At 62.1% G+C, this 22,152-nt stretch carries 26 protein-coding genes and 1 tRNA gene; 12 read left to right on the plus strand and 15 right to left on the minus strand.

Annotation, left to right across the window (positions count from 1 at the left end; translation table 11 throughout):
* Positions 1–161: 161 nt before the first annotated feature.
* Positions 162–1,253 (plus strand): SPFH domain-containing protein, encoded by a 1,092-nt coding sequence (locus BLR34_RS00840; RefSeq protein WP_394327676.1) that lies wholly within the window; start codon positions 162–164, stop codon positions 1,251–1,253.
* 71 nt (positions 1,254–1,324) lie between these two features.
* Complete coding sequence (locus tag BLR34_RS00845; RefSeq protein ID WP_092698459.1) at positions 1,325–1,984, plus strand: HAD family hydrolase; 660 nt, start codon at positions 1,325–1,327, stop codon at positions 1,982–1,984.
* A 110-nt stretch (positions 1,985–2,094) separates the two neighbouring features.
* Here the strand turns inward: BLR34_RS00845 and BLR34_RS00850 are convergent, their stop codons facing one another.
* Positions 2,095–2,445 carry a winged helix-turn-helix transcriptional regulator gene (locus BLR34_RS00850; RefSeq protein ID WP_092698462.1) on the minus strand — a complete coding sequence of 117 codons (351 nt, stop codon included), beginning with the start codon at positions 2,443–2,445 and terminating at the stop codon, positions 2,095–2,097.
* 226 nt (positions 2,446–2,671) lie between these two features.
* Between BLR34_RS00850 and BLR34_RS00855 the strand changes: the two genes are divergently transcribed.
* The 5 genes from BLR34_RS00855 (at position 2,672) to BLR34_RS00875 (ending at position 5,778) form a co-directional block, all read left to right on the plus strand.
* Complete coding sequence (locus tag BLR34_RS00855) at positions 2,672–3,091, plus strand: DoxX family protein (RefSeq protein WP_092698464.1); 420 nt, start codon at positions 2,672–2,674, stop codon at positions 3,089–3,091.
* Between the two features lie 3 nt (positions 3,092–3,094).
* Positions 3,095–3,916, plus strand: a complete 822-nt coding sequence (locus BLR34_RS00860; protein WP_092698466.1) for a DsbA family protein — start codon at positions 3,095–3,097, stop codon at positions 3,914–3,916.
* A 10-nt stretch (positions 3,917–3,926) separates the two neighbouring features.
* Positions 3,927–4,883 (plus strand): glutathione S-transferase family protein, encoded by a 957-nt coding sequence (locus BLR34_RS00865; protein ID WP_092698468.1) that lies wholly within the window; start codon positions 3,927–3,929, stop codon positions 4,881–4,883.
* Between the two features lie 138 nt (positions 4,884–5,021).
* Positions 5,022–5,483 (plus strand): universal stress protein, encoded by a 462-nt coding sequence (locus BLR34_RS00870; protein ID WP_176765191.1) that lies wholly within the window; start codon positions 5,022–5,024, stop codon positions 5,481–5,483.
* Positions 5,484–5,487: 4 nt separating this feature from the next.
* Positions 5,488–5,778: a hypothetical protein gene (locus BLR34_RS00875; RefSeq protein WP_092698472.1), complete on the plus strand. Its 291-nt coding sequence runs from the start codon at positions 5,488–5,490 to the stop codon at positions 5,776–5,778.
* Between the two features lie 92 nt (positions 5,779–5,870).
* On the opposite strand, the gene BLR34_RS00880 is transcribed toward BLR34_RS00875, so the two are convergent.
* The 3 genes from BLR34_RS00880 to BLR34_RS00890 form a co-directional block, all read right to left on the minus strand.
* Positions 5,871–5,945, minus strand: a tRNA-Met gene (locus tag BLR34_RS00880).
* A gap of 77 nt (positions 5,946–6,022) precedes the next feature.
* A complete protein-coding gene (locus BLR34_RS00885; RefSeq protein ID WP_092698474.1) occupies positions 6,023–6,478 on the minus strand; it encodes a GtrA family protein in 456 nt (151 codons plus the stop codon).
* On the minus strand, positions 6,475–7,239 hold the full coding sequence (locus tag BLR34_RS00890) for a glycosyltransferase (protein WP_092698476.1): 765 nt from the start codon (positions 7,237–7,239) through the stop codon (positions 6,475–6,477). The genes BLR34_RS00885 and BLR34_RS00890 overlap by 4 nt, the downstream gene beginning before the upstream one ends.
* A gap of 90 nt (positions 7,240–7,329) precedes the next feature.
* Between BLR34_RS00890 and BLR34_RS00895 the strand changes: the two genes are divergently transcribed.
* Positions 7,330–8,649, plus strand: coding sequence for a cobyrinic acid a,c-diamide synthase (locus BLR34_RS00895; RefSeq protein WP_092698478.1), 1,320 nt, complete (start codon positions 7,330–7,332; stop codon positions 8,647–8,649).
* On the opposite strand, the gene leuS is transcribed toward BLR34_RS00895, so the two are convergent.
* The 3 genes from leuS to pyrH all read right to left on the minus strand — a co-directional run bounded on the left by leuS (position 8,646) and on the right by pyrH (position 13,726).
* On the minus strand, positions 8,646–11,321 hold the full coding sequence (leuS, locus tag BLR34_RS00900) for a leucine--tRNA ligase (RefSeq protein WP_092698480.1): 2,676 nt from the start codon (positions 11,319–11,321) through the stop codon (positions 8,646–8,648). The genes BLR34_RS00895 and leuS overlap by 4 nt on opposite strands.
* Positions 11,322–11,386: 65 nt before the next feature.
* Positions 11,387–13,033, minus strand: a complete 1,647-nt coding sequence (lysS, locus tag BLR34_RS00905; protein ID WP_176765192.1) for a lysine--tRNA ligase — start codon at positions 13,031–13,033, stop codon at positions 11,387–11,389.
* 6 nt (positions 13,034–13,039) lie between these two features.
* On the minus strand, positions 13,040–13,726 hold the full coding sequence (gene pyrH / locus BLR34_RS16795) for a UMP kinase (protein WP_176765193.1): 687 nt from the start codon (positions 13,724–13,726) through the stop codon (positions 13,040–13,042).
* 336 nt (positions 13,727–14,062) lie between these two features.
* On the opposite strand from pyrH, the gene BLR34_RS00910 reads away from it, so the two are divergent.
* Both BLR34_RS00910 and BLR34_RS00915 read left to right on the plus strand, forming a co-directional pair.
* Complete coding sequence (locus BLR34_RS00910; RefSeq protein ID WP_092698482.1) at positions 14,063–14,308, plus strand: DUF7123 family protein; 246 nt, start codon at positions 14,063–14,065, stop codon at positions 14,306–14,308.
* Positions 14,309–14,374: 66 nt separating this feature from the next.
* Complete coding sequence (locus BLR34_RS00915) at positions 14,375–15,538, plus strand: site-2 protease family protein (protein WP_092698484.1); 1,164 nt, start codon at positions 14,375–14,377, stop codon at positions 15,536–15,538.
* Positions 15,539–15,541: 3 nt separating this feature from the next.
* On the opposite strand, the gene thiL is transcribed toward BLR34_RS00915, so the two are convergent.
* Complete coding sequence (gene thiL, locus BLR34_RS00920) at positions 15,542–16,408, minus strand: thiamine-phosphate kinase (RefSeq protein WP_092698486.1); 867 nt, start codon at positions 16,406–16,408, stop codon at positions 15,542–15,544.
* Between the two features lie 117 nt (positions 16,409–16,525).
* On the opposite strand from thiL, the gene BLR34_RS00925 reads away from it, so the two are divergent.
* The gene (locus BLR34_RS00925; protein ID WP_092698488.1) at positions 16,526–16,987 is read left to right on the plus strand and encodes a 30S ribosomal protein S19e; all 462 of its coding nucleotides are present in this window, start codon (positions 16,526–16,528) and stop codon (positions 16,985–16,987) included.
* Here the strand turns inward: BLR34_RS00925 and BLR34_RS00930 are convergent.
* The 6 genes from BLR34_RS00930 to BLR34_RS00955 form a co-directional block, all read right to left on the minus strand.
* Complete coding sequence (locus BLR34_RS00930) at positions 16,978–18,111, minus strand: NAD(P)/FAD-dependent oxidoreductase (RefSeq protein WP_092698491.1); 1,134 nt, start codon at positions 18,109–18,111, stop codon at positions 16,978–16,980. The two genes, BLR34_RS00925 and BLR34_RS00930, sit on opposite strands and share 10 nt — an antisense overlap.
* 27 nt (positions 18,112–18,138) lie before the next feature.
* Complete coding sequence (locus BLR34_RS00935; RefSeq protein ID WP_092698493.1) at positions 18,139–18,540, minus strand: nuclear transport factor 2 family protein; 402 nt, start codon at positions 18,538–18,540, stop codon at positions 18,139–18,141.
* A 38-nt stretch (positions 18,541–18,578) separates the two neighbouring features.
* The gene (locus tag BLR34_RS00940; RefSeq protein ID WP_092698496.1) at positions 18,579–19,538 is read right to left on the minus strand and encodes a phytoene/squalene synthase family protein; all 960 of its coding nucleotides are present in this window, start codon (positions 19,536–19,538) and stop codon (positions 18,579–18,581) included.
* 141 nt (positions 19,539–19,679) lie between these two features.
* Entirely contained in the window at positions 19,680–20,348 is a 669-nt protein-coding gene (locus BLR34_RS00945; protein WP_092698498.1) for a translation initiation factor IF-6, read from the minus strand.
* A gap of 1 nt (position 20,349) precedes the next feature.
* Positions 20,350–20,628 (minus strand): 50S ribosomal protein L31e, encoded by a 279-nt coding sequence (locus tag BLR34_RS00950; protein ID WP_092698500.1) that lies wholly within the window; start codon positions 20,626–20,628, stop codon positions 20,350–20,352.
* Positions 20,625–20,777, minus strand: a complete 153-nt coding sequence (locus BLR34_RS00955; protein ID WP_092698502.1) for a 50S ribosomal protein L39e — start codon at positions 20,775–20,777, stop codon at positions 20,625–20,627. Before BLR34_RS00955 ends, BLR34_RS00950 begins: the two co-directional genes overlap by 4 nt.
* A 285-nt stretch (positions 20,778–21,062) precedes the next feature.
* Between BLR34_RS00955 and BLR34_RS00960 the strand changes: the two genes are divergently transcribed.
* Entirely contained in the window at positions 21,063–21,563 is a 501-nt protein-coding gene (locus BLR34_RS00960; RefSeq protein ID WP_092698504.1) for a hypothetical protein, read from the plus strand.
* Here BLR34_RS00960 and thpR read toward each other — a convergent pair.
* Positions 21,560–22,117, minus strand: coding sequence for an RNA 2',3'-cyclic phosphodiesterase (gene thpR, locus BLR34_RS00965; RefSeq protein ID WP_092698506.1), 558 nt, complete (start codon positions 22,115–22,117; stop codon positions 21,560–21,562). The two genes, BLR34_RS00960 and thpR, sit on opposite strands and share 4 nt — an antisense overlap.
* Positions 22,118–22,152: the final 35 nt, after the last annotated feature.

The raw sequence follows: 22,152 nt of genomic DNA on the forward strand, positions 1-22,152 counted from the left end.
AAGTGGACGGTCGTCGGCTGCTGAGTGACCACGGGAGGGTTTTCCTCTCGGTACCGGCTAATATGTGTATGGCTGCCGACCCACAAGACCCGCGGCGAGCGCTTTACCGACATCTGAACACACTGCTGGCGGTCACTATCCTCGTGACCGTGCTCGCCGTCGTGGTCGGCGCGCCGGTCTTTGGTGGGGCGCTGGCGAACCCTGCCCTCATCGTCGGTCTCCTCGTACTCGGCTTAGCCGTGGTGACCGTCGCTTCGAGCGTGACGATTGTCGAGGCATACGATAAAGAGGCGCTGACGATATTCGGCAAGTTCCAGCGGCTACTCGACCCGGGTATCCACTTTGTGGCTCCGTTCGTCAACCGGACCTACCGGTTCGACATGCGGACACAGACGCTCGACGTCCCCCATCAAGAGGCGATTACGCGGGACAACTCGCCGGTAACCGCGGACGCTGTCGTCTACATTAAGGTGATGGATGCAGAGAAAGCGTTCCTCGAAGTTGACGACTACAAGCGTGCGGTGTCGAATCTGGCACAGACGACGTTGCGGGCCGTGCTGGGTGACATGGAACTCGACGACACGCTCAGCAAACGACAGCAGATCAACTCGAAAATCCGGACGGAGCTGGACGAGCCGACCGACGAGTGGGGGATTCGCGTCGAGTCAGTCGAGGTCCGCGAGGTCAATCCCTCGAAGGATGTCCAGCAAGCGATGGAAGAACAGACCTCCGCAGAGCGCCGTCGCCGCGCGATGATTCTGGAAGCCCAGGGTGAACGCCGCAGCGCCATCGAGACCGCACAGGGCGAGAAACAGTCGAACATTATTCGTGCCCAGGGAGCAAAGCAGAGCCAGATTCTGGAGGCACAGGGCGATGCCGTCTCGACGGTCCTGCGAGCGAAAGCGGCCGACTCGATGGGCGAGCGGGCGATTATCGACAAGGGGATGGAGACCCTGGAAGGCATCGGTCAGGGCGAGTCGAACACGTTCGTCCTGCCCCAGGAACTCACGTCGCTGGTCTCGCGGTACGGCCGCCACCTTCAGGGCGGCGACCTCAAGCAGAACGGAAACGTCCTCGAAGGACTGGAGTTCGACGAGGAGACCCGTGAGATGCTCGGTCTCGACGATATCGAGGAGATTCTGGCACAGTTCGACGAGACCGATATCGGGGGCCCCGAGTCCGAACAGCCCGAGCCAGACATCAGGGACGCCGAGGAAGTCGTCACGGACATCGAGGAGGAAGCCGACGACTGACACCCACCGGGTGCCGGCCACCTGTGGCGAACCGAGTCGCTAAAATACGAGGCAGAAATCTCACCGAGTAGATGACCGGAGCCGCGCTGTTACTCGACAACGATGGTGTCTTGCTCGAACGAACTGGTGACGACCACGACGCGTTCGAGGCGGCGGTTCGCCGCGCCTTCCGTGACCACGGTGTCGACAACCCCGCGCCGGGCCACGTTCGGAATCTGGTGTACGATGTCACTGTTCCGTACGTCACTGCGGTCTGCAAACAGTACGGTCTCGACCGTGAGGCGTTCTGGCGGAGCAGAGACGAGGCTTGCTCGGCGGTCCAGCGCGAGGCAATCCGCAACGGTGAGAAGGGTCTCTACCCCGACGTGGAAGTGCTGGCCGACCTGTCGAGGCAGATGGGTGTCGTCAGTACGAACCAACAGCCCACGCTCGCGTTCGCGTTCGACCACCTTCGTGCGCCCGCATTCGACGTAGTTCAGGGTCGCCCAATGACTATCGAGAGCCTGCGGCGTAAGAAACCAGAACCTCACTACGTCGAGGAGGCGCTCACAGAACTCGACGCCGAGACGGCACTGTATGTCGGCGACTCCGAACACGATATCGTCGCCGCACACAACGCCGGTATCGAAGCGGCATTTCTCCGACGCGAGCACAACCGGGAGACCGTACTCTCTGCCTCCCCGGAGTACGAACTCGACAGCCTTCGAGAACTGCCGGCAATCCTCGTCTGATACCGATTAGCACGAGTCGTTCTTGATAAGGACAACTGCTTGTCATCTGCCGTGACGCGGTAGTATCTGCGGCTCAGAACCGAGCAGAGCCGTAGTATCACGACGAGTGCCTACTCGGTGTCAGGTTCGGCTACGTCCATGTGCTCGCGTGCCCACGCGTCGAACTCCGCGAAAACCGACTCCAGTGCCTCCCCTTTTTCGGTAAGGCTGTAATAAACTGCAATCGGGTCGGCACGCTCGCTTCGCTCTGTCACCAATCCGTAATCGGCGAGTGTATCGAGAGTCTGTGAGAGGGTCCGCGAGCTCGCACCGGTCGACTCTTTGAGCTCGTTGAACCGCTTTTCACCGTCCTGGAGGTCGTACAGGACGTTGAGCCGCCACTGCGTGCCGATGACGTTCAGTGATTCTACGGTCGGACAGGCCGCCGGGTTCAACTCGGCGAGGTGGTCGTCCGAGGTCATTACTGACAGTAGATTATTCCCGGTAAAAAAATCTGTCACGCATTCTCGAAGACACTCCCCGGTATACCGCGGTATACCTGCTTAGGTCACGTTCTCCCGGTAAAGTATAATTTACTTTATTTTTTATGTGACTGGCACTCGTTGGTGTCACTGTGATGTCTGCAATCGACAGACGAGACAGACTGAGTACTACACGACAACCGCTCTACACGCGGAGGGGGGCCAGATGACCTTCGACGCTGCGGGGACCGGCGAGGCGCTGTTGGCCGGCCGGGTTGTCTTCGCGTTTGCGATGGGATATCTCGCCGTAGGGAACCTCCGTTCACTCTCTGGGACTGTCGGTTACGCACGGAGCAAAGGTGTACCCGCGGCGGGGCTGATGGTGCCGGCAACGTCACTGATGTTGTTTGCAGGTGCGGCCGCAATTCTGACTGGAGCGTACCCGGCACTCGGCGGGTTGGCGGTGGTGGGCTTTCTGGTTGGCGTGACACCAGTGATGCACGACTTCTGGAACCAAGACGGGATGGAGCGACAGAACGAGCAGACTGCGTTCCTGAAAAACGCCGCACTCGCTGCCGCCGGGCTCGTCTTCTTCGCGCTGTCGGCGACTCCGTGGCCGTACGCGGTCGGGCTGGGGCTCTGGTAGCCAATGGCGGTCACGCTCACTCAGTTTACTGACCCGTTCTGTACGTGGTGTTGGGGTGCCGAGCCGGTTCTCCGTCGTATTCAGGAGACGTACGGCGACCACGTCGAGCTTGCGTTTGTTATGGGCGGCCTCGTCGACGACTTCGAGTCGTTTGCCGACCCCGCCAACGGCATCACCGAACCCGCCGACGTAGCCCCCCACTGGGAGGAAGCCACACAGCGCCACGGAATGCCCGTCGATGCGAGCGTCTGGTACGAGAACCCGCCGCAGTCATCGTATCCCGCCTGTATCGCTTACGAAGCCGCCGAGTTCCAGGGCACCGCAATTGCTCACCGGTATCTCAGGCGGCTCCGGCAGGCCTTCGCCGCTGAGCAACGGAACATCGGCGACCGCGAGGTACTCGTCGAACTGGCAGATGACGTGGGGCTCGACCTCGAACAGTTCCGGGCCGCGCTGTTTGGCGACAGGGCCCGCGCCGCGTTCGAGGAGGACCGCCGATACATGCACGAGGTCGGTGCGAGGACGTTTCCGACCTACCGAGTCACGACCGGTGACGACGAGGTCCAGCTCCGTGGGTCACAGCCGTTCGAGCGGCTTTCGGAGGTACTGGAGTCGGCCGCACCAGGCCTCGACCGACAGAGCCCCCGCTCGTTACGGTCCTTCGTCGAGGAGTACGGCCCTGTTGCGACTCGGGAAGTTGCCGAAGTGTACCAGCTCGACGACGAAGACGCGCGACGCAAACTTACCGACCTGACTGCCGCGGGACATCTCGAAGAGCGCGCCCGAGGTACTGGCTCTTTCTGGGCTGTGACGGCAAACGACTGAGGACACCCCTATGGGACGACTCATCAACGGTACGTGGCGCACCGACCTGACGAACGAAGACACGACGGCGATGGACTATCAGGAGACGAACTTCCAGGCGACTGTCGGCACCGGGACACATCCGGCCGACCCAGAGCGATATCACCTCTACATCTCGCGGGCCTGTCCGTGGGCACATGGAGCCGCGTTGACCCGGAAACTCCTCGGACTGGACCGGGCGATGACGATGGATATCGTCGACCCGCATCGACAGGACGAGGGGTGGGCGTTCACGCCAGAGAAGGCGGGCTGTACGCCGGATACCGTCACAGGGGCCGACTCTCTTCGGGAGGTCTATACCACGGCGGACCCGGCCTACACCGGCCGCGTCTCCGTCCCGGTTCTCTGGGATAAGGAAGCGGAGACGATTGTCAACGAAGAGTCCGACCAGATTATGCGAACCTTCGCCGATGCCTTCGCAACCGAGAACCGTGTCGACCTCTACCCCGAGAACCGGCGCGACGAGATTGACGAACTCATCGACGAACTGTACAGCTCCCTGAACCGCGGAGTCTATCGCGCCGGGTTCGCGTCGACACAGGCCGACTACGAGGACGCTGCCGAGACAGTGTTCTCAGCACTCGACCGCTGGGAGGCCGCTCTCGCTGACAGGCGGTTTCTCCTCGGCGACCTGACGCTTGCGGATTTGCGGCTGTTCCCCACGCTCGTCCGGTTCGACGGCGTCTATCACACTCACTTCAAACTCACCACCCGCCGGCTGGTCGACTACCCCAATCTCTGGGCCTACACGCGTGACATGTACCAGCTTCCGGGTGTCGCCGACACAGTCAACATGGACCACATCACGGAACACTACTACCGGAGCCACGAGGATATCAACCCGACCGGCTTCGTTCCCGTCGAGCCGGACCTCGACTTCGAGGCTCCCCACGACCGAACGACCCTTTCAGGGTCGAGCCCACTGTGACTCTCCCCGACAGTCGCCGCCGTCCGCCCGTTGGCCTGTCACGGACGTCGCCTGCCACGCGATGTCGTTGTGATGATATCAGTAAATCTAGTGGTTTATACCGACCGGACGAGTGGTCACGAACGATATGGGGGAACTATGACGATTGTGGTGCCGTTCGACGATTCGCCGCTGGCACGGGAGGCACTGCGGCGCGCGACGGAAATCAAACACCCGACCGAACAGGTCGCTGCAGTCGCGGTCATCCCGAACGAGAACGCGAAGTACGCGGAAAACCGGGGGTGGATTGGCCCAGACGAGAAGTTCGACCCGGAGACTATCGTCTCGCGACTCTCTGGACAGGTGAACGAACTCGCACCCGACGCGTCGTTCGACTACATCGTCGTCGGCCGATACGCCACTTCCGGACAGATAGCGAGCAAAATTCGTGGCTACGCGAGAGAGGCCGGTGCACGTATCGTCGTCCTCGGGAGCCAGAACGCGGGTCGAATCGTCTCCTCGGTCGGTAGCATCGGACGCGACGTTGCGACCGACAAGGCCTACGACACGTTCATCGTCCGCTCCGAAACAAACAGTTGTGAACGCCTGCAGGCGGGGTGATACTATGGGAGAATCACCAGACGACGACTCAATCGAGGACCGAGTCGAGTCGATAGAGACCGAAATGAGCGACATCGAGTTCGATAAAATCGAAGCACGACTCGACCTTATCGAAACCGAACAGGAACAGCTCCGGGCGGACCTCGATACGGTCTTCGAGTCAGTCCGTGCCCAAGGAGACGAGAGTCCACACATCGACTCGATTCAGGAACTACACACCCGCCTGTCCGGTCTCGAAGAGAACGTCTCTGCGCTCCGTCGCTCCCTCGAAGAGATTGTCGACCAGCGAGAATAAACGGCTAGCACCTACATCAGTGCTGTCTAAACGTGTCCGACTCACGATACGGTCGGCAGTACAATCGCTCTGCGTGGTGGGCTCGAAAGAAGTAGCGGGAGGTGGATTTGAACCACCGGTCTGCGGGTTATGAGCCCGCCGGAATCTCCTAGCTATCCCATCCCGCTACCTGTTTTTAACCGAGGTCCCTGTTTAAGGATTGCGTTTCGGTTCCCGTCTGTGAGATTGTACCAGAATAGACGACTCAGGATTCGGTATGAACCTGCCAGGTGAACAGACTCTCGAAAACGTAGTTTACGCTCATTGCGACGGCGATAGCGACGGGGCTTGCGGCGATGAACCACAGGTCCTCTCCAAATACGACCAGTTCGAAGGTAAGTCGCTGTGTTAGCACCCAGTAGACCGCGAGCTGGACAGAGACGCCGCCGGCACGGACGAGGTGTGACTTCCCGAGGCGTCTGAGAAATGGGACCGTCCCTTGGTCGCCGGCGTCGGCGAACGTCCAGTGTTCGTTGACCAGAAACATCACGAGAATCGAGGTTTCGATGCCGGCGGCCTTTGCTAGCATCTCTGGTACGCCGAACACGAGGCCGAGTACCGTCAGCATGGAGTTGTCGCTTATCGCGCCAACGACGCCAACAGAAACGAACTTCCCGAATCTGGCTCGCGACTTGAGCGCGTCGAGTGAGTCCCCGCTCATTCGTCCTCGACGAGCGCTGTCGGCTGGTCGCGCCGCTGTGCAATCGCGGTATGAAGTGGGTTGTCGCTGACCTGCTTTGCACGGTGGCGCGCCCCGAACAGCGCCCGGGCGAGCCGAAACGAGTCACGGACCGGGGACACCGTCGAATTCGGCCTGTCGTGCCACTCTATTGGGACTTCCTCGACGCTGAGGCCCATCGCTCCGGCCATCGCGATAAGCTCGATATCCCAGGCAAAGCCCGGCTCGTAGAGATGGCCGCGAATCTGTCGCCAGGCCGAGCGGGTGAGCGCCTTCGCACCACACTGGTAGTCGTGCAGGTCGACCGCGAGCAGCCGCCGCGCCAGCCAGGCGAACGTATCGCCGAGGCGTCGCCGTGCGAACGTCTGGTGGGTCGCGACGGTCGATTCGGGGTGTCGTCGCGAGCCGACCGCGAGGTCGGCGCTGCCGGTCTGGACCGCCTCGACGACGCGGACGAGTTCCGGTGCTGGCGTTGCACCGTCTGCGTCTGCGAACGCGAACACGTCGGTATCCAGCGCCTCGAACCCGGCGGTAATCGCCGCCCCCTTGCCGCGGCGGTACGGGACAGCAGACACCTCTGCAGGGAGGTCGGCAAGCTGGTCGACTATCTGCTCGCTGGCCGCATCGAGTTCGATACGGACAGTTTCGGGGCCAAGGCCGCCGATGAGAGCGTCAACGTAAGTGGAGAGTTGCTCGATGTCGGGCTGATAGGCTGGAATGACAAGCCCGAGGGTGGGTGCCATTGCTCGAAAGAATCCGAGCCGGCGATAAAAACTTCGTGTTTTCGTCCAGAACCAGCACACCTAATGCCGTCATGGCGCTACTTGGAGTCAATGGATGGGTTCGTGCTCGCGGGGACCGAGTCCGGGGTCGGAAAGACTGTCGCTACGCTGGTCACGATTCGAGCGCTCGAGTCGGCCGGGCTGACGGTCCAGCCCGCAAAAGCCGGGTCCGATTTCATCGACCCGAGCCATCACGCGGCTGTCGCTGGCAGACCTTCGCGGACGCTCGACACGTGGCTCGAAGGCGACGACGGGACGCGTCGGAACTACTCCCGTGGCTCCGGTGATATCTGTGTCGTCGAAGGTGTCATGGGGCTGTACGACGGCGACCATTCGAGTACGGCAGCCGTCGCGGAAACCCTCGACGTGCCGGTCGTGTTGGTCGTCGACGGCGGCGGAGGTATGGAGAGTGTCGCCGCCACCGCGTACGGCTTCCAGCAGTACGCCGCCCAGGCTGACCGAGATATCGACGTGGCTGGCGTCATCAGCCAGCAGACCCACGGTGGCCGACACGCTGGGGGAATCCGGGACGCACTCCCCGACGGTCTCCGATATTTCGGTCGTATCCCGCCGCTGTCGGACCTCTCTATTCCCGAGCGCCATCTCGGGCTCCACATGGGCGAAGAGGAACCACTGGACCCCGAGGTACTCGACGAGGCGGCCACACACGTCGACGCGGACGCGCTTGCCGAGATTGCCAGCGAACCGCCGACACCCGAGACAGGGGCGTCGACTGCCGACCGGCCGACAGACCCGCCACGGATTGCGGTCGCACGCGATAGCGCCTTCCGGTTTATCTACCCGGCTGTCAGGGAACGTCTCGACAGCCGGGCGGAAGTCGTCACGTTCGCGCCAGCAGACGGCGACGACCTGCCAGACTGTGAGGGCGTGTACCTCCCCGGTGGCTATCCCGAGCTTCACGGCTCCGAACTCGCCGACAGTCCGGCGCTGTCGACACTCGCCGACCGTTCGGCCGAGGGAATCCCGGTGCTCGGGGAGTGTGGTGGCCTGATGGCGTTATCCGAGACGCTGACGACAGCCGACGGAGACAGCCACGAGATGGCGGGTGTCCTCCCGGCCGCCATCGAGATGCACGACCGCTATCAGGCGCTTGACCACGTCGAACTCCGCGCAGAGACTGACACGGTGACCGCGATCGCCGGCGACAGCCGTCGCGGCCACGAGTTCCACTATTCCAGCGCCAACGTCGACAGCGATGCCACATTCGTCTTCGAGATGAAACGCGGTGACGGCATCGACGGCATCCACGACGGACTAACGGAATACCAGACGCTGGGAACGTACACGCACGTACACGCAGAAAGCGGCGCGTTCGACGTGTTCCTCGACCGCGCCGAAGGGCAACGCTAGCCCGACTCTTCGATGTTGATAGCCGGACGACCAGGTGTGGCTTTCCTCGCCAGCTCTTCGGGCGCGTCATCGGAGCCGTAGACGGCGATGTCGGCGTCGAACTCTCGCTCGATGAGCCACGTCGCCCGGTCGAGTGCTGCTGTCTCCTCCGCGGGCGGGAGCTGGTCGTCGAAGTGTTCCTGCCCGATGAACTCCTTCGCGAAGTCGGCGGCGGCCTCGCCGTGCTGTCGGAGGTCGTCGTCGCTCATCACCGCACCGACCACGTCGCCGTCTGCCTGCTCGGCGAGTTCACGGACGCGGTGTTTCCACGCCGGCGCGACAGCAATCTCGATTCGGGCCGGGTCGGCGATATCCGCCACGTCGATGATGTCGCGGATGTCCTCGCGGGTGTTCTCGACCAGTCGGCGCTCGACTCCGTAGCCGTCCGGCTTGTCAGCGTCGGGCCAGTCGGCTTCTGCCACCAGCCCGTCGCCGCCGAGTAGCTCCCACAGCTCCTCGGCGATGTGGGGCGCGACCGGCGCAAGCAGGCGCGTCACCGTCGACAGCCCGTCGTCGAGGATGTCTTCGCTCGGCTCGGTGGTGTCGACGTACCGTCGCAGCAGCGACACCAGGTCACGGACCGCCTGGAGCGCGTGGTTGAAGCGGAATCGCTCGAATTCCGCGGTGGCCATCGCGGCTGTCGCGCGAATCTTGCGGTCGAGATAGTCCTCGACGGTGCCACCCTCCCCGGTCTCGATATCGCCCGCGGCGAAATCGGCCGTGAGACCGTAGACGTTCTGCAGGAAGTCGTGGGCGGACTGTGCGCCTTCGGCGGTCCAGTCGAAGTCCTTCTCTGGCTGGGCGGCGTCGAGCATGAACAGCCGACCCGTGTCCGCGCCGTAGTTCTCGACGAACGGACGCGGCGAGACGACGTTGCCACTGGAAGAACTCATCGCGGCACCCTCTTTGCGGACCATCCCCTGGGTCAACAGGTTCTCGAAGGGCTCGCGTAGCCCGTTCAGCATGTCGAGGTCGTCGAGCACTTTGGTGAAAAACCGCGAGTAGATGAGATGCATCGTCGCGTGCTCGATGCCGCCGACGTACTGGTCGACGGGCAGCCAATCGCTTCCCTGCCCGGTGTCGAAGGGAGCGTCGTCGAGGTCTGGCGAGACGTATCGCAGGAAGTACCACGACGAGTCGACGAACGTGTCCATCGTGTCGGTCTCGCGCTCTGCCGGGCCGCCACAGTCCGGACAGGTCGTCTGTTTCCACTCCTCGGCGGCGTCTAAGGGGTTCCCCGTCGTCTGGACGAACTCGGGCAACTCGACCGGCAGATTCTCCTCGGGAACCGGGACGTAGCCACAGTCTGGACACTCGACGAAGGGAATCGGCGTTCCCCAGTAGCGCTGTCGTGAGATACACCAGTCGCGCAGGCTGTGTGCGGTCCGGAACTCGCCGTCGAAGACCTCGACGAACCGCTCGCGGGCTTCCTCGCTCGACAGCCCGTCGTACTCGCCGCTGTTGACGAGGACGCCGTCCTCAGTGTAGGCCTGTTCCTCGACGTCGATGTCCGTGGGGTCGGCCGCGGCGTCCTCGGCCGGTTCGACGACCTGTTCGATTGGGATATCGTGTTCGCGTGCGAACGCGTGGTCGCGGTCGTCGTGAGCGGGCACCGCATAGAGTGCACCGGTCCCGATATCTTCGAGCACGTAGTCGGCGACGTAGACCGGAATCTCCTCACCAGTCGCCGGGTTCCTGGCGTACTCGCCGGTGAAGACGCCCGAGGTCTCGTCTACCTCCTCGTCGTCGGCCGCTTCGACGCGGCGGATGTAGTCGGCCACGTCGTCGTTGGTCTCGGCAATCTGCTGGGCCACCTCGTGGCCCGGTGAGAGCGCGAAGAAGGTCGCCCCGTAGATGGTATCGAGGCGCGTCGTGAAAATGTCGACGCTGTCGCCGGTCGTCACGTCGAAGGAGACAGACGCACCCTCCTGTTTGCCGATCCAGTTGCGCTGCATCTCCCGGACGTTGTCGGGCCAGCCGTCCATCTCGTCGAGGGAGTCGTACAGTTCCTCGGCGTAGTCGGTCGTGGTGAAAAACCACTGGTCCATGTCCCGTCGTTCGATTGGCGTGTCACACCGCCAGCACTCCTCGTTGTCTCCCTTGACGTTCTCGTCGGCCAGCACCGTCTCGCAGTCGGGACACCAGTTGAGCTCGGCGGTCTGGCGCTCGACGATATCCTCCTCGTAGAACTGCTGGAAAAACCACTGGTTCCACTGGAAGTACTCTGGCTCGCAGGTCGTGACCTCGCGGTCCCAGTCGAAGCCGAGTCCCATCAGCTCCATCTGGTCTTTCATGTTGGCGATACAATCCATTGTCCACCCGCGTGGGTCGACATCCCGCTCGTTGGCGGCGTTTTCGGCCGGCAGGCCAAACGAGTCCCATCCCATCGGGTGGAGTACAGACTCACCCTGCATCCGCTTGAAGCGGGCATATGCGTCCGTTATCGCGTAGTTTCGGACGTGGCCCATGTGCATCTCTCCCGATGGGTAGGGAAACATCGCCAGCACGTACTCGGGGTCCTCGGCGTCGTCTTCGATGCGAAACACCTCTTGGTCGTCCCACGCCTGCTGCCACTTTGGCTCGATTGCCGTGTGGTCGAAGCGGCCGTCGTCTGTCTCCTCAGGTTCGCTCATATACCTTGGTGTGAGGCCGACGGTGCTATACCTTTTTCTTTGGTGTGTGGACTACCTCCACGAGACTATCGCTCGCGACGTAGCCGGTCGACGACGAACTCACGGTCGAGTTTGCCGAGGAACGTTCCAAGCTGTGGACCCTCGTCGTCGTCGAAAAACAGGCGGTATCCGGCGCTGAAGAACGCACCCATATCGATGTCGTGACGCTTTGCCGTCTCGTAAATCTCGGACTGGATGGCCTCGCCGTCGTGACCCTCGGCGACGAAGTCGGCGAGTTCGTCGAGTGCCGCTGTCGTCTCGTCGTCGAAGTCTACGTCTGGCATCTCTCCGCGCTTGAGCTCGTAATCGAACTCGTTGCCGGTTCGGCGCGCCCAGTTGCGGGCGCGCTCGACGCGGCCCAGCGCGCCCTCGACGGCCCACGCTGGGGTGTCGTCGGTGATATGGCCCTGCTTGCGGGCAATCTCCTCACGGAGTTGCTCGTCGTTTGTCATCCCGAGCACGGCCGCGAAGGTGTACGGAATCCGGACCCGGTCTTCCTGTATCTCGTCGACGACGAACGGATACGCCTGCTCGACGAACGCGTGCTCGCTGTCAATTGTCCCCTGCTCGCCAAAATAGGTCGCTTCGAAGCGGTCGAACTCGTCGACGAGCTGGTCGATACTCTCGATGCTGAAATCGCGCTGTTTGAGTGGTTCCTTGACGAAGAAATATCGGAGTACCTCAGGCTCGAGCAGGTCGAGAACCTCGTCGACTCGGACCACGTGACCGCTGGACGACGACAGGGCCTCGCCGTCGAGCGTGAACCACTCGTACACCATCGGAACGGGCGGTTCGACGTCGACAACGTCCCGGGCAACGTCGACCCCACTGGGCCAGGACCCCTCGGCGTGGTCCTTGCCGAAGGGTTCGAAGTCTACGTCGAGCACCTTCCACTGTGCAGGCCACTCGAAGCGCCACGGGAGCTTCCCCTCTCGGATGGTGACGGTCCCCTCGTGTCCACAGCCAGCAATCGTTTCGTCGCCTGTTTCGATGTCCGTACAGGCGTAGCTGACTTCGTCGGCATCCAGGTCGAGGCCGGTAATCGCCTCCGTCAGCTGACCGCAGCTCTGACAGATGGCAAAGAACGGAACGTACTCCTCGTCTATCTTGTCTTGATGTGCGGAGAGCACGTCTCGGGCGGTCTCTTGGTTTGCGAGAACGTGTCGAATCACGTCGTCGAAGGCACCTGACTCGTAGAGTTCGGTGTTTGAGACGAACTCGACCTCGATGCCGAGTTCTTCGACGCTCTGACGGAGCAACTCGGTGAAGTGGTCGCCGTAGGAGTCACTGGCACCGAATGGGTCCGGGATGTCTGTGTAGGGACGCCCGAGATTCCGGCCGAGCGCGCCAGCGTCAACCTCACCGAGGCCGACGATATTACCCTCCAGGTCCGCAAGCTGGCGAGGAAGCTTCCGGAGCCGGTCACGGTCGTCGGCGGTGAATACCTGCCGGACCTCGTGACCACGGTCCCTGAGCACCGCCGCGACGTAGTACGACCGGAGTATCTCGTTGACGTGGCCGATGTGGGGAATCCCCGAGGGCGAGACACCGCCCTTGATGACGATTGGTTCTTCGGGCTCACGGGCCTCGATAGCGTCGGCGACGGCGTCGGCCCAGAACGCTCGGTCGCTGTCGGCCAGTACCTCGTAGGGGTCGATGTCTGACGCGGTCATGGCTAGTCACTTCGTCTCCGGAACGATATCAGTTCCCTCGTGGTCTCCGTCGACAGCCGACGCGAGATGTTCGGGCTCGGTCCCGTCGATAACGACCGCTTCCAGTCCGGAGCGTTCGAGCAGTTTCGTCGCCAGCAGGTCCACCGGAGCGTTGCTCCCGGCTTTGATGTCGATGTCCGATACCACGTCCACCAGTTCCGAGGCGGATAGACTGTCGAATTTCGTTGCCCCAGGGTCTTCGCTGGGGTCGGCGTCGTAGACGCCGGGAACACTTGTGGCGTACACGAGCAGGTCCGCGTCGATGTACTCTGCGAGCGCGGTTCCGACCGCATCGGTCGTGTGTCCGGCGACTGTTCCGCCCATGACTGGAATATCGCCCCGACGGAACGCCTCGTGTGCCGTCTCGTGGTCGGTCGGCGGTGTCGGTGCGGCGCGGTCGTCGAGCGCGGCGATAAGCAATCGCGCGTTCAGCCGCGTTACCGCGATACCCAGGTTGTCAAGCTCTATCTCGTTGGCTCCCAGGTCTCTGGCCGCCCCGATGTAGTCACGCGCTGTCGGTCCCCCACCGACGACGATTCCCAACTCGTGTCCGTCATCGGCAAGGTGTTCGATGACGCGTGCGTACGCACCGACCCGGTCGGAGCCGACTGACGGCGCGAGGACACTCCCACCGATGGAGACAACTACTTTCATTGCTTCGCCGTAACTTCGATTCACTCTTAAGCGTTGTCAAGCCAGTCCCGGTCTCGCGAGCTGCCTTGCGCGAACTGTGGCGCTGTCTGGAGTAGCCGGCAATATTATTTTACTTTTCCCGGTCTTGTTCTTTGTATTCGTGGTTATGTGGCTGATATTTAGTAATCGGTCCGACTCGACAGTAACATCTCAAAGGCGGTTATAAAACGTCTAAACATATTTGAGCACGTTGTAAATTCACTTCAACTCGTGTACTGGGCTGAAAGTAACCGAACCATCCCAAACGTTCCTTCCTTTATATGTTCTTCCCGTGGATAGATAGAAACAGAGGTAACAATGAGCGCTACCACGCCCTCCCAAAACGACACTCGCTCGAAAGAGGAACGGCTCCGCACATTCCTGAGGCGGAAGGCCTCGGACGGCGAGGTCTATTTCAAAAGCAAGTTCATCGCGGACGAGGTAAATCTCTCACCCAAGGAGATTGGCGCCCTGATGGTCAAACTCAAAGATTCGACCACCGAGCTCGAAATCGAGAAGTGGTCGTACACGAGCGCGACGACGTGGCGCGTCGAGCCCTCCTGACGCCCGCAAGCGGCCGCCCGTCGTCCCAGCCGTGCTTTTATTTCGACACGTCACATAGCGTGGTTGATGACCGGCAGCCGGGACGCCGATAGGCCGCCCAGCCCCGACGAGTTCAGCGGTGTCTTCGATGTCTACGAAGTCCGCCGCGATGAGGATGCCATTCTCTACGTTGGCCAGCCGCTGGCCAACGGTGACGAACTCGAACGACAGCTCTGGCAGACGTTCGACGCCAGAGGGTACGAGATTCGACTCCAGCAGGGGTACCGCGGCAGTGAGGACGTACACCTCTCACGGGGCGAGTACGTTCTCGTGGCGAGGCCATCGTCGACATCCGGTGGTTTCCCGCGGACGAACGTGATTCTGTTTTTCCTCACAATCGCCTCGACGCTTCTTGCGGGGTCGGTCTTCTGGTACCAGATACCAGTCACTGAACAGCCATTACGGATGCTCGAAGCCTGGCCCTTCGTCGTCGCCATCATGGGCGTTCTCGGCGTTCACGAACTCGGCCACTACGTCATGAGTCGGTATCACGGGGTCGACGCGACCCTGCCCTACTTCATCCCGGTCCCGACCGTTATCGGGTCGCTGGGAGCGGTTATCCGCATCAAAGGTCGTATTCCCGACCGCAAGGCGCTGTTCGACATCGGCGTTGCGGGCCCGCTTGCGGGGCTCGTCGCAACTGTCGTCGTGACTGCGGTCGGGCTCCATCTCGACCCGCTCGCGGTTCAGGAGCCGGCCGGCTCGGCGGCATCTGGCGAACAGCCGGTGGTGTTGTTCAACCATCCGCCGCTGCTTGAACTGATTGCCACGCTCGTCGGTGCCGGCGGCCAAGTCGAGGATGGTGTCGTCCACCCGGTCGTCTTCGGCGGTTGGGTTGGGATGTTGGTGACATTGCTCAACATGCTTCCTGTCGGCCAACTCGACGGCGGGCACATCATCCGAGCCATGTTCGGCGACCGACAGCGCTATATCGCGACACTCGTCCCCGGCGCGCTGTTTACACTTGCGCTCTACGTGTTCCTCACCTCCGGCTGGCAGTCGATGACAATCTGGATACTCTGGGGTATCTTCGCCATCGGACTCGCGTACAGTGGCCCGGCCAGACCGATTGACGACAGCGCACTCGACCGCAAGCGCATCGTCCTCGGTATCGTGACGTTCGTCCTCGCGGCGCTGTGTTTCACGCCCATCCCGGTCGAAATCGTCGAGGCGGCCGAACTCGCCGGCTAACGTTCAGTGTGAGTAGCCGCGGTTTGCAAGCTCCTGGCCGTCGAGCGTGACGCCGCGTTCAGTAACTGTCCCGATGCATGTCAGGGGGACCGCGAGTTCGTCTATCATCTCACTGACGGCCGCTTCGGGGAGCGTACACACCAACTCGAAATCCTCGCCGAAAAACAGCCCGCGCTCGCGACGCTCCTCGGGGCCGTCGGCCACCTCGTCGATACGGTCGTCGAACGGCAGGGGTGACTCGATGGCAAACCCACAGTCGCTCGCAGTCGCAAGCTGGTGGAGTGAGCGTGCTAGCCCGTCGCTGCTATCTATCATTGCCGTCGCTGTCTCTCCGAGCGCGATACCGGCGTATGTCCGAGGTTCGAACCGGAACAGCTCGTTTGCCCGCTCGTGTTCCCCGCGCTCGAAGAAGTCGAGTGCAACGGCGCTTTGGCCAAGAGTCCCGGTGACACAGACCGCGTCTCCGGGGCTGGCTCCCGTCCGCGGCGTCGGCGTGTCTGCTCGACCGACCGCGGTGGTCGCGACGGTAAACTCCTCGTGGCCATCGAGGTCACCGCCGACATACTCGCCGCCAACCAGCGAACAGACCGCCTGTGCTCCTTCGACGAACGCGGCGACGTCGTCCCACTCGAAAGACGGGGAACCGTACGCCGCGACCGCGGCAACTGGCTCCCCGCCCATCGCTGCAACGTCAGACAGCGACGCGGCGACCGCCCGCCAACCGGCCGTGTACGGCGTCGTTCCCGGCGGAAAGTCGGTCCGCTCGTGGAGCATGTCCGTCGTGATGACAAGCCCGTCGACCGCGGCTGCGTCGTCGCCGCCGGCGGGAACGACCTCGGCGAGCCGTCCGAGTGCCTCCAGTTCGTCCATACCCCCGGTAGCGTCCTCGCCTACAAAACACCGGGCATCTGTTTCGAAAAGAATCCCGGCGTCAGCGGCCGACCCGGTTCACAACAGTTAAATGACGGCATCGGGAAAACCGTAGCAATGACAAGTCTCTATGACGCGCCTGCGAAAGACGTAATCGAGGAACTCACGGAAACCCTGCAAACGGAGTCTGCGCTCGACGAACCGGAGTGGCTCCAGTACACGACGACCGGTGTCGACCGAGAACTGCCGCCCGAACAGGAAGACTTCTGGGCACGACGTGCCGCGAGCATCCTGCGCAAGGTCGCCATCGACGGCCCGGTCGGCGTCGGAACCCTCGAATCCGAGTACGGTGACGCGAAACAGGGGACGACGCGCTACCGTGTACGCCCCCGGCAGACGTCCGGTGGCTCGGGTAGCATCATTCGGACGATTCTCCAGCAGCTCGAAGAAGCGGGCTACGTCGAGGTCGCTGAAGGCGAAGGTCGGGCGGTGACTCCGGATGGCCACAGCCTGCTCGACGAGACTGCTGCCGACGTTCTCGAATCTATCGACAACCCGGATCTACAGCGCTACGCCTGAGGACTGCTGACTGATTCCTGTATGAGTTCGATTGCATCCTCGACAGCACCGACGTTGGCGAGGTGTTGGACTCCAATCGATGTCTTGAGTGCCTTCGCTGGGGTGCCACGCACCACCTGTGAGCCGACCTGTGCGACAGTCCCACCGCCGACGGTTACCACCCAGCCAAGCGACTGATAGACGTATCGGGACAGGCGTGGTTCGAACCCGCCGACGCCGCCCTCCGCCAGTGCGGTGATGTTTTCGGCTGCAACGGTCGCCTGTCTGACCGCCGTCTGTGCCGTCGCCGGGACGCGTTTCCCCTCGTCGTCGACGACATTTACCGCGTCGCCCAGACCGAACGTGCGGCGACCGAGACGCAGCGTCGACCGGACCTGTGGTCGCCTGTCGTCGAGCGCCGCGCCGCCGGTGATACCACCCGTCCAGACGAGCTGGTCGTACTCGATAGCTGGGCCTGTTGCGGTAGTCAACGTCTCCTCGTCGGCAGCCGTCACGGTCGTCCTGGTCCTGACGTCGACACCGCGGGTTTCGAGTTCCTCGGCGACGGCCTCTTGGAACGACACTGGAAAGCCGGGCGCGACCGTCGGTTTCTGTTCGAGGAGAACGACCTCCACATCTGCGTCGGCCCTGTCGCGTGCGAGTTCGGCCAGTTCACCGGCTACCTGAACCCCGGAGAGTCCGGCACCCCCGACGACGACGCGACCACCCGTCTCACAGAGGTCGAGAAACTGCGACCGGATAGCGCGGGCATCCCGTAGCCGCTTCAGCGGTGTCCCGTGAGCGCGGACTCCGGAAAGACCGTAGTAGGCCGTCTGTGCGCCGAGACAGAGCGCACCGAGGTCGTACTCTATGCTCCCGTCATCGAGTTCGACACGGCCCTCGTCGTAGTCGACCGCCTCGACGGTCGCGTGTCGGACGTTGGCCCGCTGGCAACACTCCTCTAACGGAACTTCGAGCTGGGCTTCGATTGTCGGATGGCGGACTGCGCGGTGGAGCAGGTGCTGGACGAGGTGTGTCTCACGCCCGTCGACGAGCGTCAACTCCACAGACGCCGGGAGCTGTCGCTCCAGCTTTCGTGTCAGCGTGACCCCCGCGTACCCGGCACCCAGAACGGCGACGTGCATAGACGACGTTACGACAGGACCGATATATCAGTTGTCCCGGTCGAGCCACGTCTCGTGGAGATACCGCCACTCGGGCGCGTCACCGTTTACCTCGAACAGAACGGTGCTGTGGCGACTCGTCTTCTCTGTGGGCGTCTCCTGGTGTTCTTCGTAACTGACGAGCGCCGCGTCGTCGTACTCCTCGACGACGTTGACTCCACGAATATCGATACGAAACGTTCCCGGCTCGTACCGGGAGAACGCGTCACGGACCAACGACAGGACGGCCTCTCTGTCGTGTCGCGTACCATCTGGCGTGACCATCTTGAACCTCGGACCGAGTGCTGTGTCGAACTCGTCGAACGCCCCCTCGCTGGCCTCGCCGGTGTACCACCTGAGGAAAAACGTGTGAAGCGATTCGACCGCCTCGCGGTAGGTCGCCGGAGTCATGCCGTCGAATTCGATGCGGGACGTGATATAGCCCGTGCTCAGTCGGTCGAGGGAATCGTGTGTTCCTGGCCATCTGCCCGTTCGGTCGTCGTCCGGTCGAGCTCGGGAATCGCGCTGACGCGTTCGAACACCGCGACCGGGTCGCGGAATCGCCGCCAGTGCCACCACGTCCGCGCAATCAGCCACAGCTTTCGACGACGCGACAGCGACGGCCGGGAGGTGAGTACGTCGAACTCCTGTTTGCGAATCAGCCGATGGTGTTCGGCATAGAGCACTGCCGACAACAACACGGCAAACTGGCAGTCGCTTGGCAGATGCTCGATACCGCGAACGCCGTCGCGATAGAGGCGCTCTGTCCGGACCAGTTCTGCCTGAATCGCTTCCCGGAAGGCGGGCGTACACTCGCCGCGACGGATTTGGTCTGCCGTGACGCCGTACTGTTCGAGGGTCTCCATCGGGAGATAGATGCGGTCGAGTTCAGTGATGTCCTCGTCGACGTCCCGGATGAAGTTCGTCAGCTGGAAGGCTTCACCGAGAGCCATGGCGTGTGGCCGGGCTTTTCCGGGGTTGTCGGCGTCCATGATGGCGAGCATCATGTTCCCGACTGCGGCCGCCGAGCCGCGTATGTACCCACGGAGGTCTTCGAACGTCTCGTACCGGTCGGTGCCGATGTCGGCGAGCATGGCGTCGATGAAGGCGTTGACTTCCTCGTCGGGAATACCTTCCCTCGCTCGCAGCTCCGAGAACGCGTCCACGACGGGGTCGTCGGCAGGCTCCTCGCCGAGTGCGGTCGCCCGTAACGATTCGAGTTCGGCCGCTTTCTCCTCGTCGTCTAGGTCCGTCTCGCCGTCTACCACTTCGTCGGCAATCCGAAAGAACCCGTAGAGAACGTAGGTCTGTTCCCGGATACGCTCCGGCAGCAGCCGGGTTGCATAATAGAAGGTCTGGCCAGTCTGCCGGTGAATGGCCTTCCCTCTCTGTCGCTGGGACTCGTTCACAGTGCCCTTTCGACCGGATAGCTAATAAAAACACGACCTAACACTGTTATACATTCTACCCTCATCCCCATGCAGACTGTCGGTGACACCCACGCCTCTCGACTGTGGCCGTTTTTCCCGCAACAAAACCGAACACCGCGGTCAGTTGTCGATGTAACCCAGTGCGGACTCGATGCGGCCGAGTTCGGGACCGGTCGTCTCGGTGCCGACGATGTAACCGTCGTCGTTGGCGACCATGCCCGAGCCGACGAGGGGGCCGCCGTAATTTATCGTCCCGATGTCCGCTGGGACGCCAAGAGCATCTTCGAGTTCGTCGAGCCGTTCGTCTGTCGTCTTCGGGTGACAGAGCACGCCGTCGTTGGTCGCGACTGCGGCTGTGCCGACGGTGTCGACGCCCGCAATCGTGCCCCGTGTGACCGAAACGTCGAGCCCTGTTTCGATGCTATCAACCGCCTCATCGGGGAGGTCCGGGTGGACGTAGGCACCGGTGTCGTTGACGAGAACGACGTTGCCGGCAGCGTTGATGCGGCCGGGGAGTTCCGTTACCGAGAGGTCGACTGCGTCGGTAATTTGCTCACGCTCGCGTTCGGAGATGCGGCTGCTCACGAGGAGGCCGTTGCTGTTGCCCGTTGCCAAGGCACCGACGGTGCCCGACCCGCCGACAGTTGTCGGGACTGCCGGGACGCCAAGCTCGTCGGCACAGGATTCGTGGAGGCTCTCGTCCACGTCTGGCCGGATGAGGAGACAGTCGTCGGTCGCCCGGGCGAAGACACCAATGTAGGGCGAGCCAGCGAGGGCCGTGCGGAACACGTTACTCTGCGGCTTCGGCTTCGACGACGCCGTCGCCGTCCTCTTCGAAGCGTGCTGCCCGAACGCGAACCTTGCTCGGGGGGTTCGTTCGGCCGTTTGCCCATACCGCTTCGTTTATCGAGGGGTCGAGCCTGACCGCGTCCTCGTCGACGGAGAAATGCTGTGCGAGATGCTCGCGGATGACTGACAGCGCCTGGTCGGCCTGGTCGGTCGACGAACCTGCGAGCGTGCTCCGGAGCGGAACGGTCATGACCCGCTCGTCGAGACCACTCGAGCTCATTCGTCCGTATCACTCCTGCGCCAGTTGCGTCGTTTGGGGTTCCGAGTCATGTCACGGTCGGTCTTCATGATGACCCACGCCGGGACCCGAGTGTTCTGGTCTTCGAGCTTTCCCAGTCGCTTTTTCTTCGATTTCGACTTCTTGCCCATAGTGTGATTCTCTTTCCCGCCGGGACTTATATGTGTGTTCTTTTCCCCTCATTTCTCGCTCCTGCCGGCATAGCTGTTATCCTTTACTGGCCGCTGTTTTTTGTGCTGATACTGTCGCATCGGCTCGGTGGCTCTGTTTTTACTCCTGATATCTATACCTGATTTGATATACGTCTCGACACACAGAGAGTAGCTCGAAATGCTCGGTAACGGTGCTGAAACCATATTATCACGTAAGATAATTTGGCCAGTAGATACTATACTATCGGCTTCAAACAGTTACATATGAGACGACGGTCGTTTCTGGCTGCGACCGCGATGGGAGCAACAGCCGGAGTGAGCGGGTGTTTGAACGGAGAGGTGGTAGTCAGCCTCTCGACGACTGAACGGGTCCCGTCCTCACAGGGTTGGACGAGAGCAATAGAAGAGCCAAGTGGCTCCGGCGAGCTGTCGTACACGGTTCGGTCCGAACGTCACCGGTTCGAGATTTTCTACTTCGAGGACGAACAGGCCTACCGGCAGTACCAGCGCGCGACCCGAGTCGACGACGAGGCCCCCGAGAACCCGCCAGCGGGTGTCGAATCGCTGCGGTCTGTTGCCATCGAAAACTCCGAGGCCGGTGCCTACGAGGCCAAAGTGCCCAGAGACGGCGGCCGCACCTCGGTGGATTTCGACCAGACACACTATTTTGTCGTCGACAACTCGGAGTACGGTGAGGTGACGGCCGGCGAAACGGCCGCCCTCCCTGTCTCTATCAGCCTCGAAGTGGTCGAAGACCGTTTCTAATCCGAAAGTGCGAACCGCTTGACCGTGCTGTATTCGGGACCATCACCGCTGAGTGTGCTCGATTTTAACCGGAGTTCCTCGACAGTCATCGCTCCGGCGTCAGGGTCGTGGCGTGTGACCAGGTCCTGTATCAGGCCTTTGCTCCCTGCATGTTCCATTCGTGCCAGTGTGACGTGTGGCGTGAACTCGTGGTCTTCAGGGTCGTACCCCAGGTCTGTGACGCGTGACTCGATTGCGTCGTGCAGTGCCGTGAACGACGCCTCGCCGCCGTCGACGCCCAGCCAGACGACGCTGATGTAATCGAGATGTGGAAAGACGCCGAGGCCACCGAAAGACGCTTTGAAGGGACTGACGCCGCTCTCGGTGACGGCTTCGCCGATTGCAGCCCGGAGGGTCGGACGGTCGGTCTCGTCGACGTCGCCGAGGAACTTCAGCGTCAGGTGTGCCTGTTCGGGGTCGGTATACCTGAGTCCGTCGGCGTCGTCGAACAGTTCTTGGACGGCGGCGACGCGCTCTGTAAGCCCGTCGAGGTCGACGCTAACGAACAGTCGCATACCGGTAGCTTGGTGACGCAGGCCTTAATTGTCCG

The organism is Halovenus aranensis, from assembly GCF_900100385.1.
Classification (GTDB): domain Archaea; phylum Halobacteriota; class Halobacteria; order Halobacteriales; family Haloarculaceae; genus Halovenus; species Halovenus aranensis.

What these genes read in the sequence shown, in the direction of transcription:
- BLR34_RS00845 (WP_092698459.1), top strand. Translation starts at nt 1,325, where the DNA reads ATGACCGGAGCCGCGCTGTTACTCGACAACGATGGTGTCTTGCTCGAA.
- BLR34_RS00850 (WP_092698462.1), bottom strand. Translation starts at nt 2,445, where the DNA reads ATGACCTCGGACGACCACCTCGCCGAGTTGAACCCGGCGGCCTGTCCG.
- BLR34_RS00855 (WP_092698464.1), top strand. Translation starts at nt 2,672, where the DNA reads ATGACCTTCGACGCTGCGGGGACCGGCGAGGCGCTGTTGGCCGGCCGG.
- BLR34_RS00860 (WP_092698466.1), top strand. Translation starts at nt 3,095, where the DNA reads ATGGCGGTCACGCTCACTCAGTTTACTGACCCGTTCTGTACGTGGTGT.
- BLR34_RS00865 (WP_092698468.1), top strand. Translation starts at nt 3,927, where the DNA reads ATGGGACGACTCATCAACGGTACGTGGCGCACCGACCTGACGAACGAA.
- BLR34_RS00870 (WP_176765191.1), top strand. Translation starts at nt 5,022, where the DNA reads ATGACGATTGTGGTGCCGTTCGACGATTCGCCGCTGGCACGGGAGGCA.
- BLR34_RS00875 (WP_092698472.1), top strand. Translation starts at nt 5,488, where the DNA reads ATGGGAGAATCACCAGACGACGACTCAATCGAGGACCGAGTCGAGTCG.
- BLR34_RS00885 (WP_092698474.1), bottom strand. Translation starts at nt 6,478, where the DNA reads ATGAGCGGGGACTCACTCGACGCGCTCAAGTCGCGAGCCAGATTCGGG.
- BLR34_RS00890 (WP_092698476.1), bottom strand. Translation starts at nt 7,239, where the DNA reads ATGGCACCCACCCTCGGGCTTGTCATTCCAGCCTATCAGCCCGACATC.
- BLR34_RS00895 (WP_092698478.1), top strand. Translation starts at nt 7,330, where the DNA reads ATGGATGGGTTCGTGCTCGCGGGGACCGAGTCCGGGGTCGGAAAGACT.
- leuS (WP_092698480.1), bottom strand. Translation starts at nt 11,321, where the DNA reads ATGAGCGAACCTGAGGAGACAGACGACGGCCGCTTCGACCACACGGCA.
- lysS (WP_176765192.1), bottom strand. Translation starts at nt 13,033, where the DNA reads ATGACCGCGTCAGACATCGACCCCTACGAGGTACTGGCCGACAGCGAC.
- pyrH (WP_176765193.1), bottom strand. Translation starts at nt 13,726, where the DNA reads ATGAAAGTAGTTGTCTCCATCGGTGGGAGTGTCCTCGCGCCGTCAGTC.
- BLR34_RS00910 (WP_092698482.1), top strand. Translation starts at nt 14,063, where the DNA reads ATGAGCGCTACCACGCCCTCCCAAAACGACACTCGCTCGAAAGAGGAA.
- BLR34_RS00915 (WP_092698484.1), top strand. Translation starts at nt 14,375, where the DNA reads ATGACCGGCAGCCGGGACGCCGATAGGCCGCCCAGCCCCGACGAGTTC.
- thiL (WP_092698486.1), bottom strand. Translation starts at nt 16,408, where the DNA reads ATGGACGAACTGGAGGCACTCGGACGGCTCGCCGAGGTCGTTCCCGCC.
- BLR34_RS00925 (WP_092698488.1), top strand. Translation starts at nt 16,526, where the DNA reads ATGACAAGTCTCTATGACGCGCCTGCGAAAGACGTAATCGAGGAACTC.
- BLR34_RS00930 (WP_092698491.1), bottom strand. Translation starts at nt 18,111, where the DNA reads ATGCACGTCGCCGTTCTGGGTGCCGGGTACGCGGGGGTCACGCTGACA.
- BLR34_RS00935 (WP_092698493.1), bottom strand. Translation starts at nt 18,540, where the DNA reads ATGACTCCGGCGACCTACCGCGAGGCGGTCGAATCGCTTCACACGTTT.
- BLR34_RS00950 (WP_092698500.1), bottom strand. Translation starts at nt 20,628, where the DNA reads ATGAGCTCGAGTGGTCTCGACGAGCGGGTCATGACCGTTCCGCTCCGG.
- BLR34_RS00955 (WP_092698502.1), bottom strand. Translation starts at nt 20,777, where the DNA reads ATGGGCAAGAAGTCGAAATCGAAGAAAAAGCGACTGGGAAAGCTCGAA.
- BLR34_RS00960 (WP_092698504.1), top strand. Translation starts at nt 21,063, where the DNA reads ATGAGACGACGGTCGTTTCTGGCTGCGACCGCGATGGGAGCAACAGCC.
- thpR (WP_092698506.1), bottom strand. Translation starts at nt 22,117, where the DNA reads ATGCGACTGTTCGTTAGCGTCGACCTCGACGGGCTTACAGAGCGCGTC.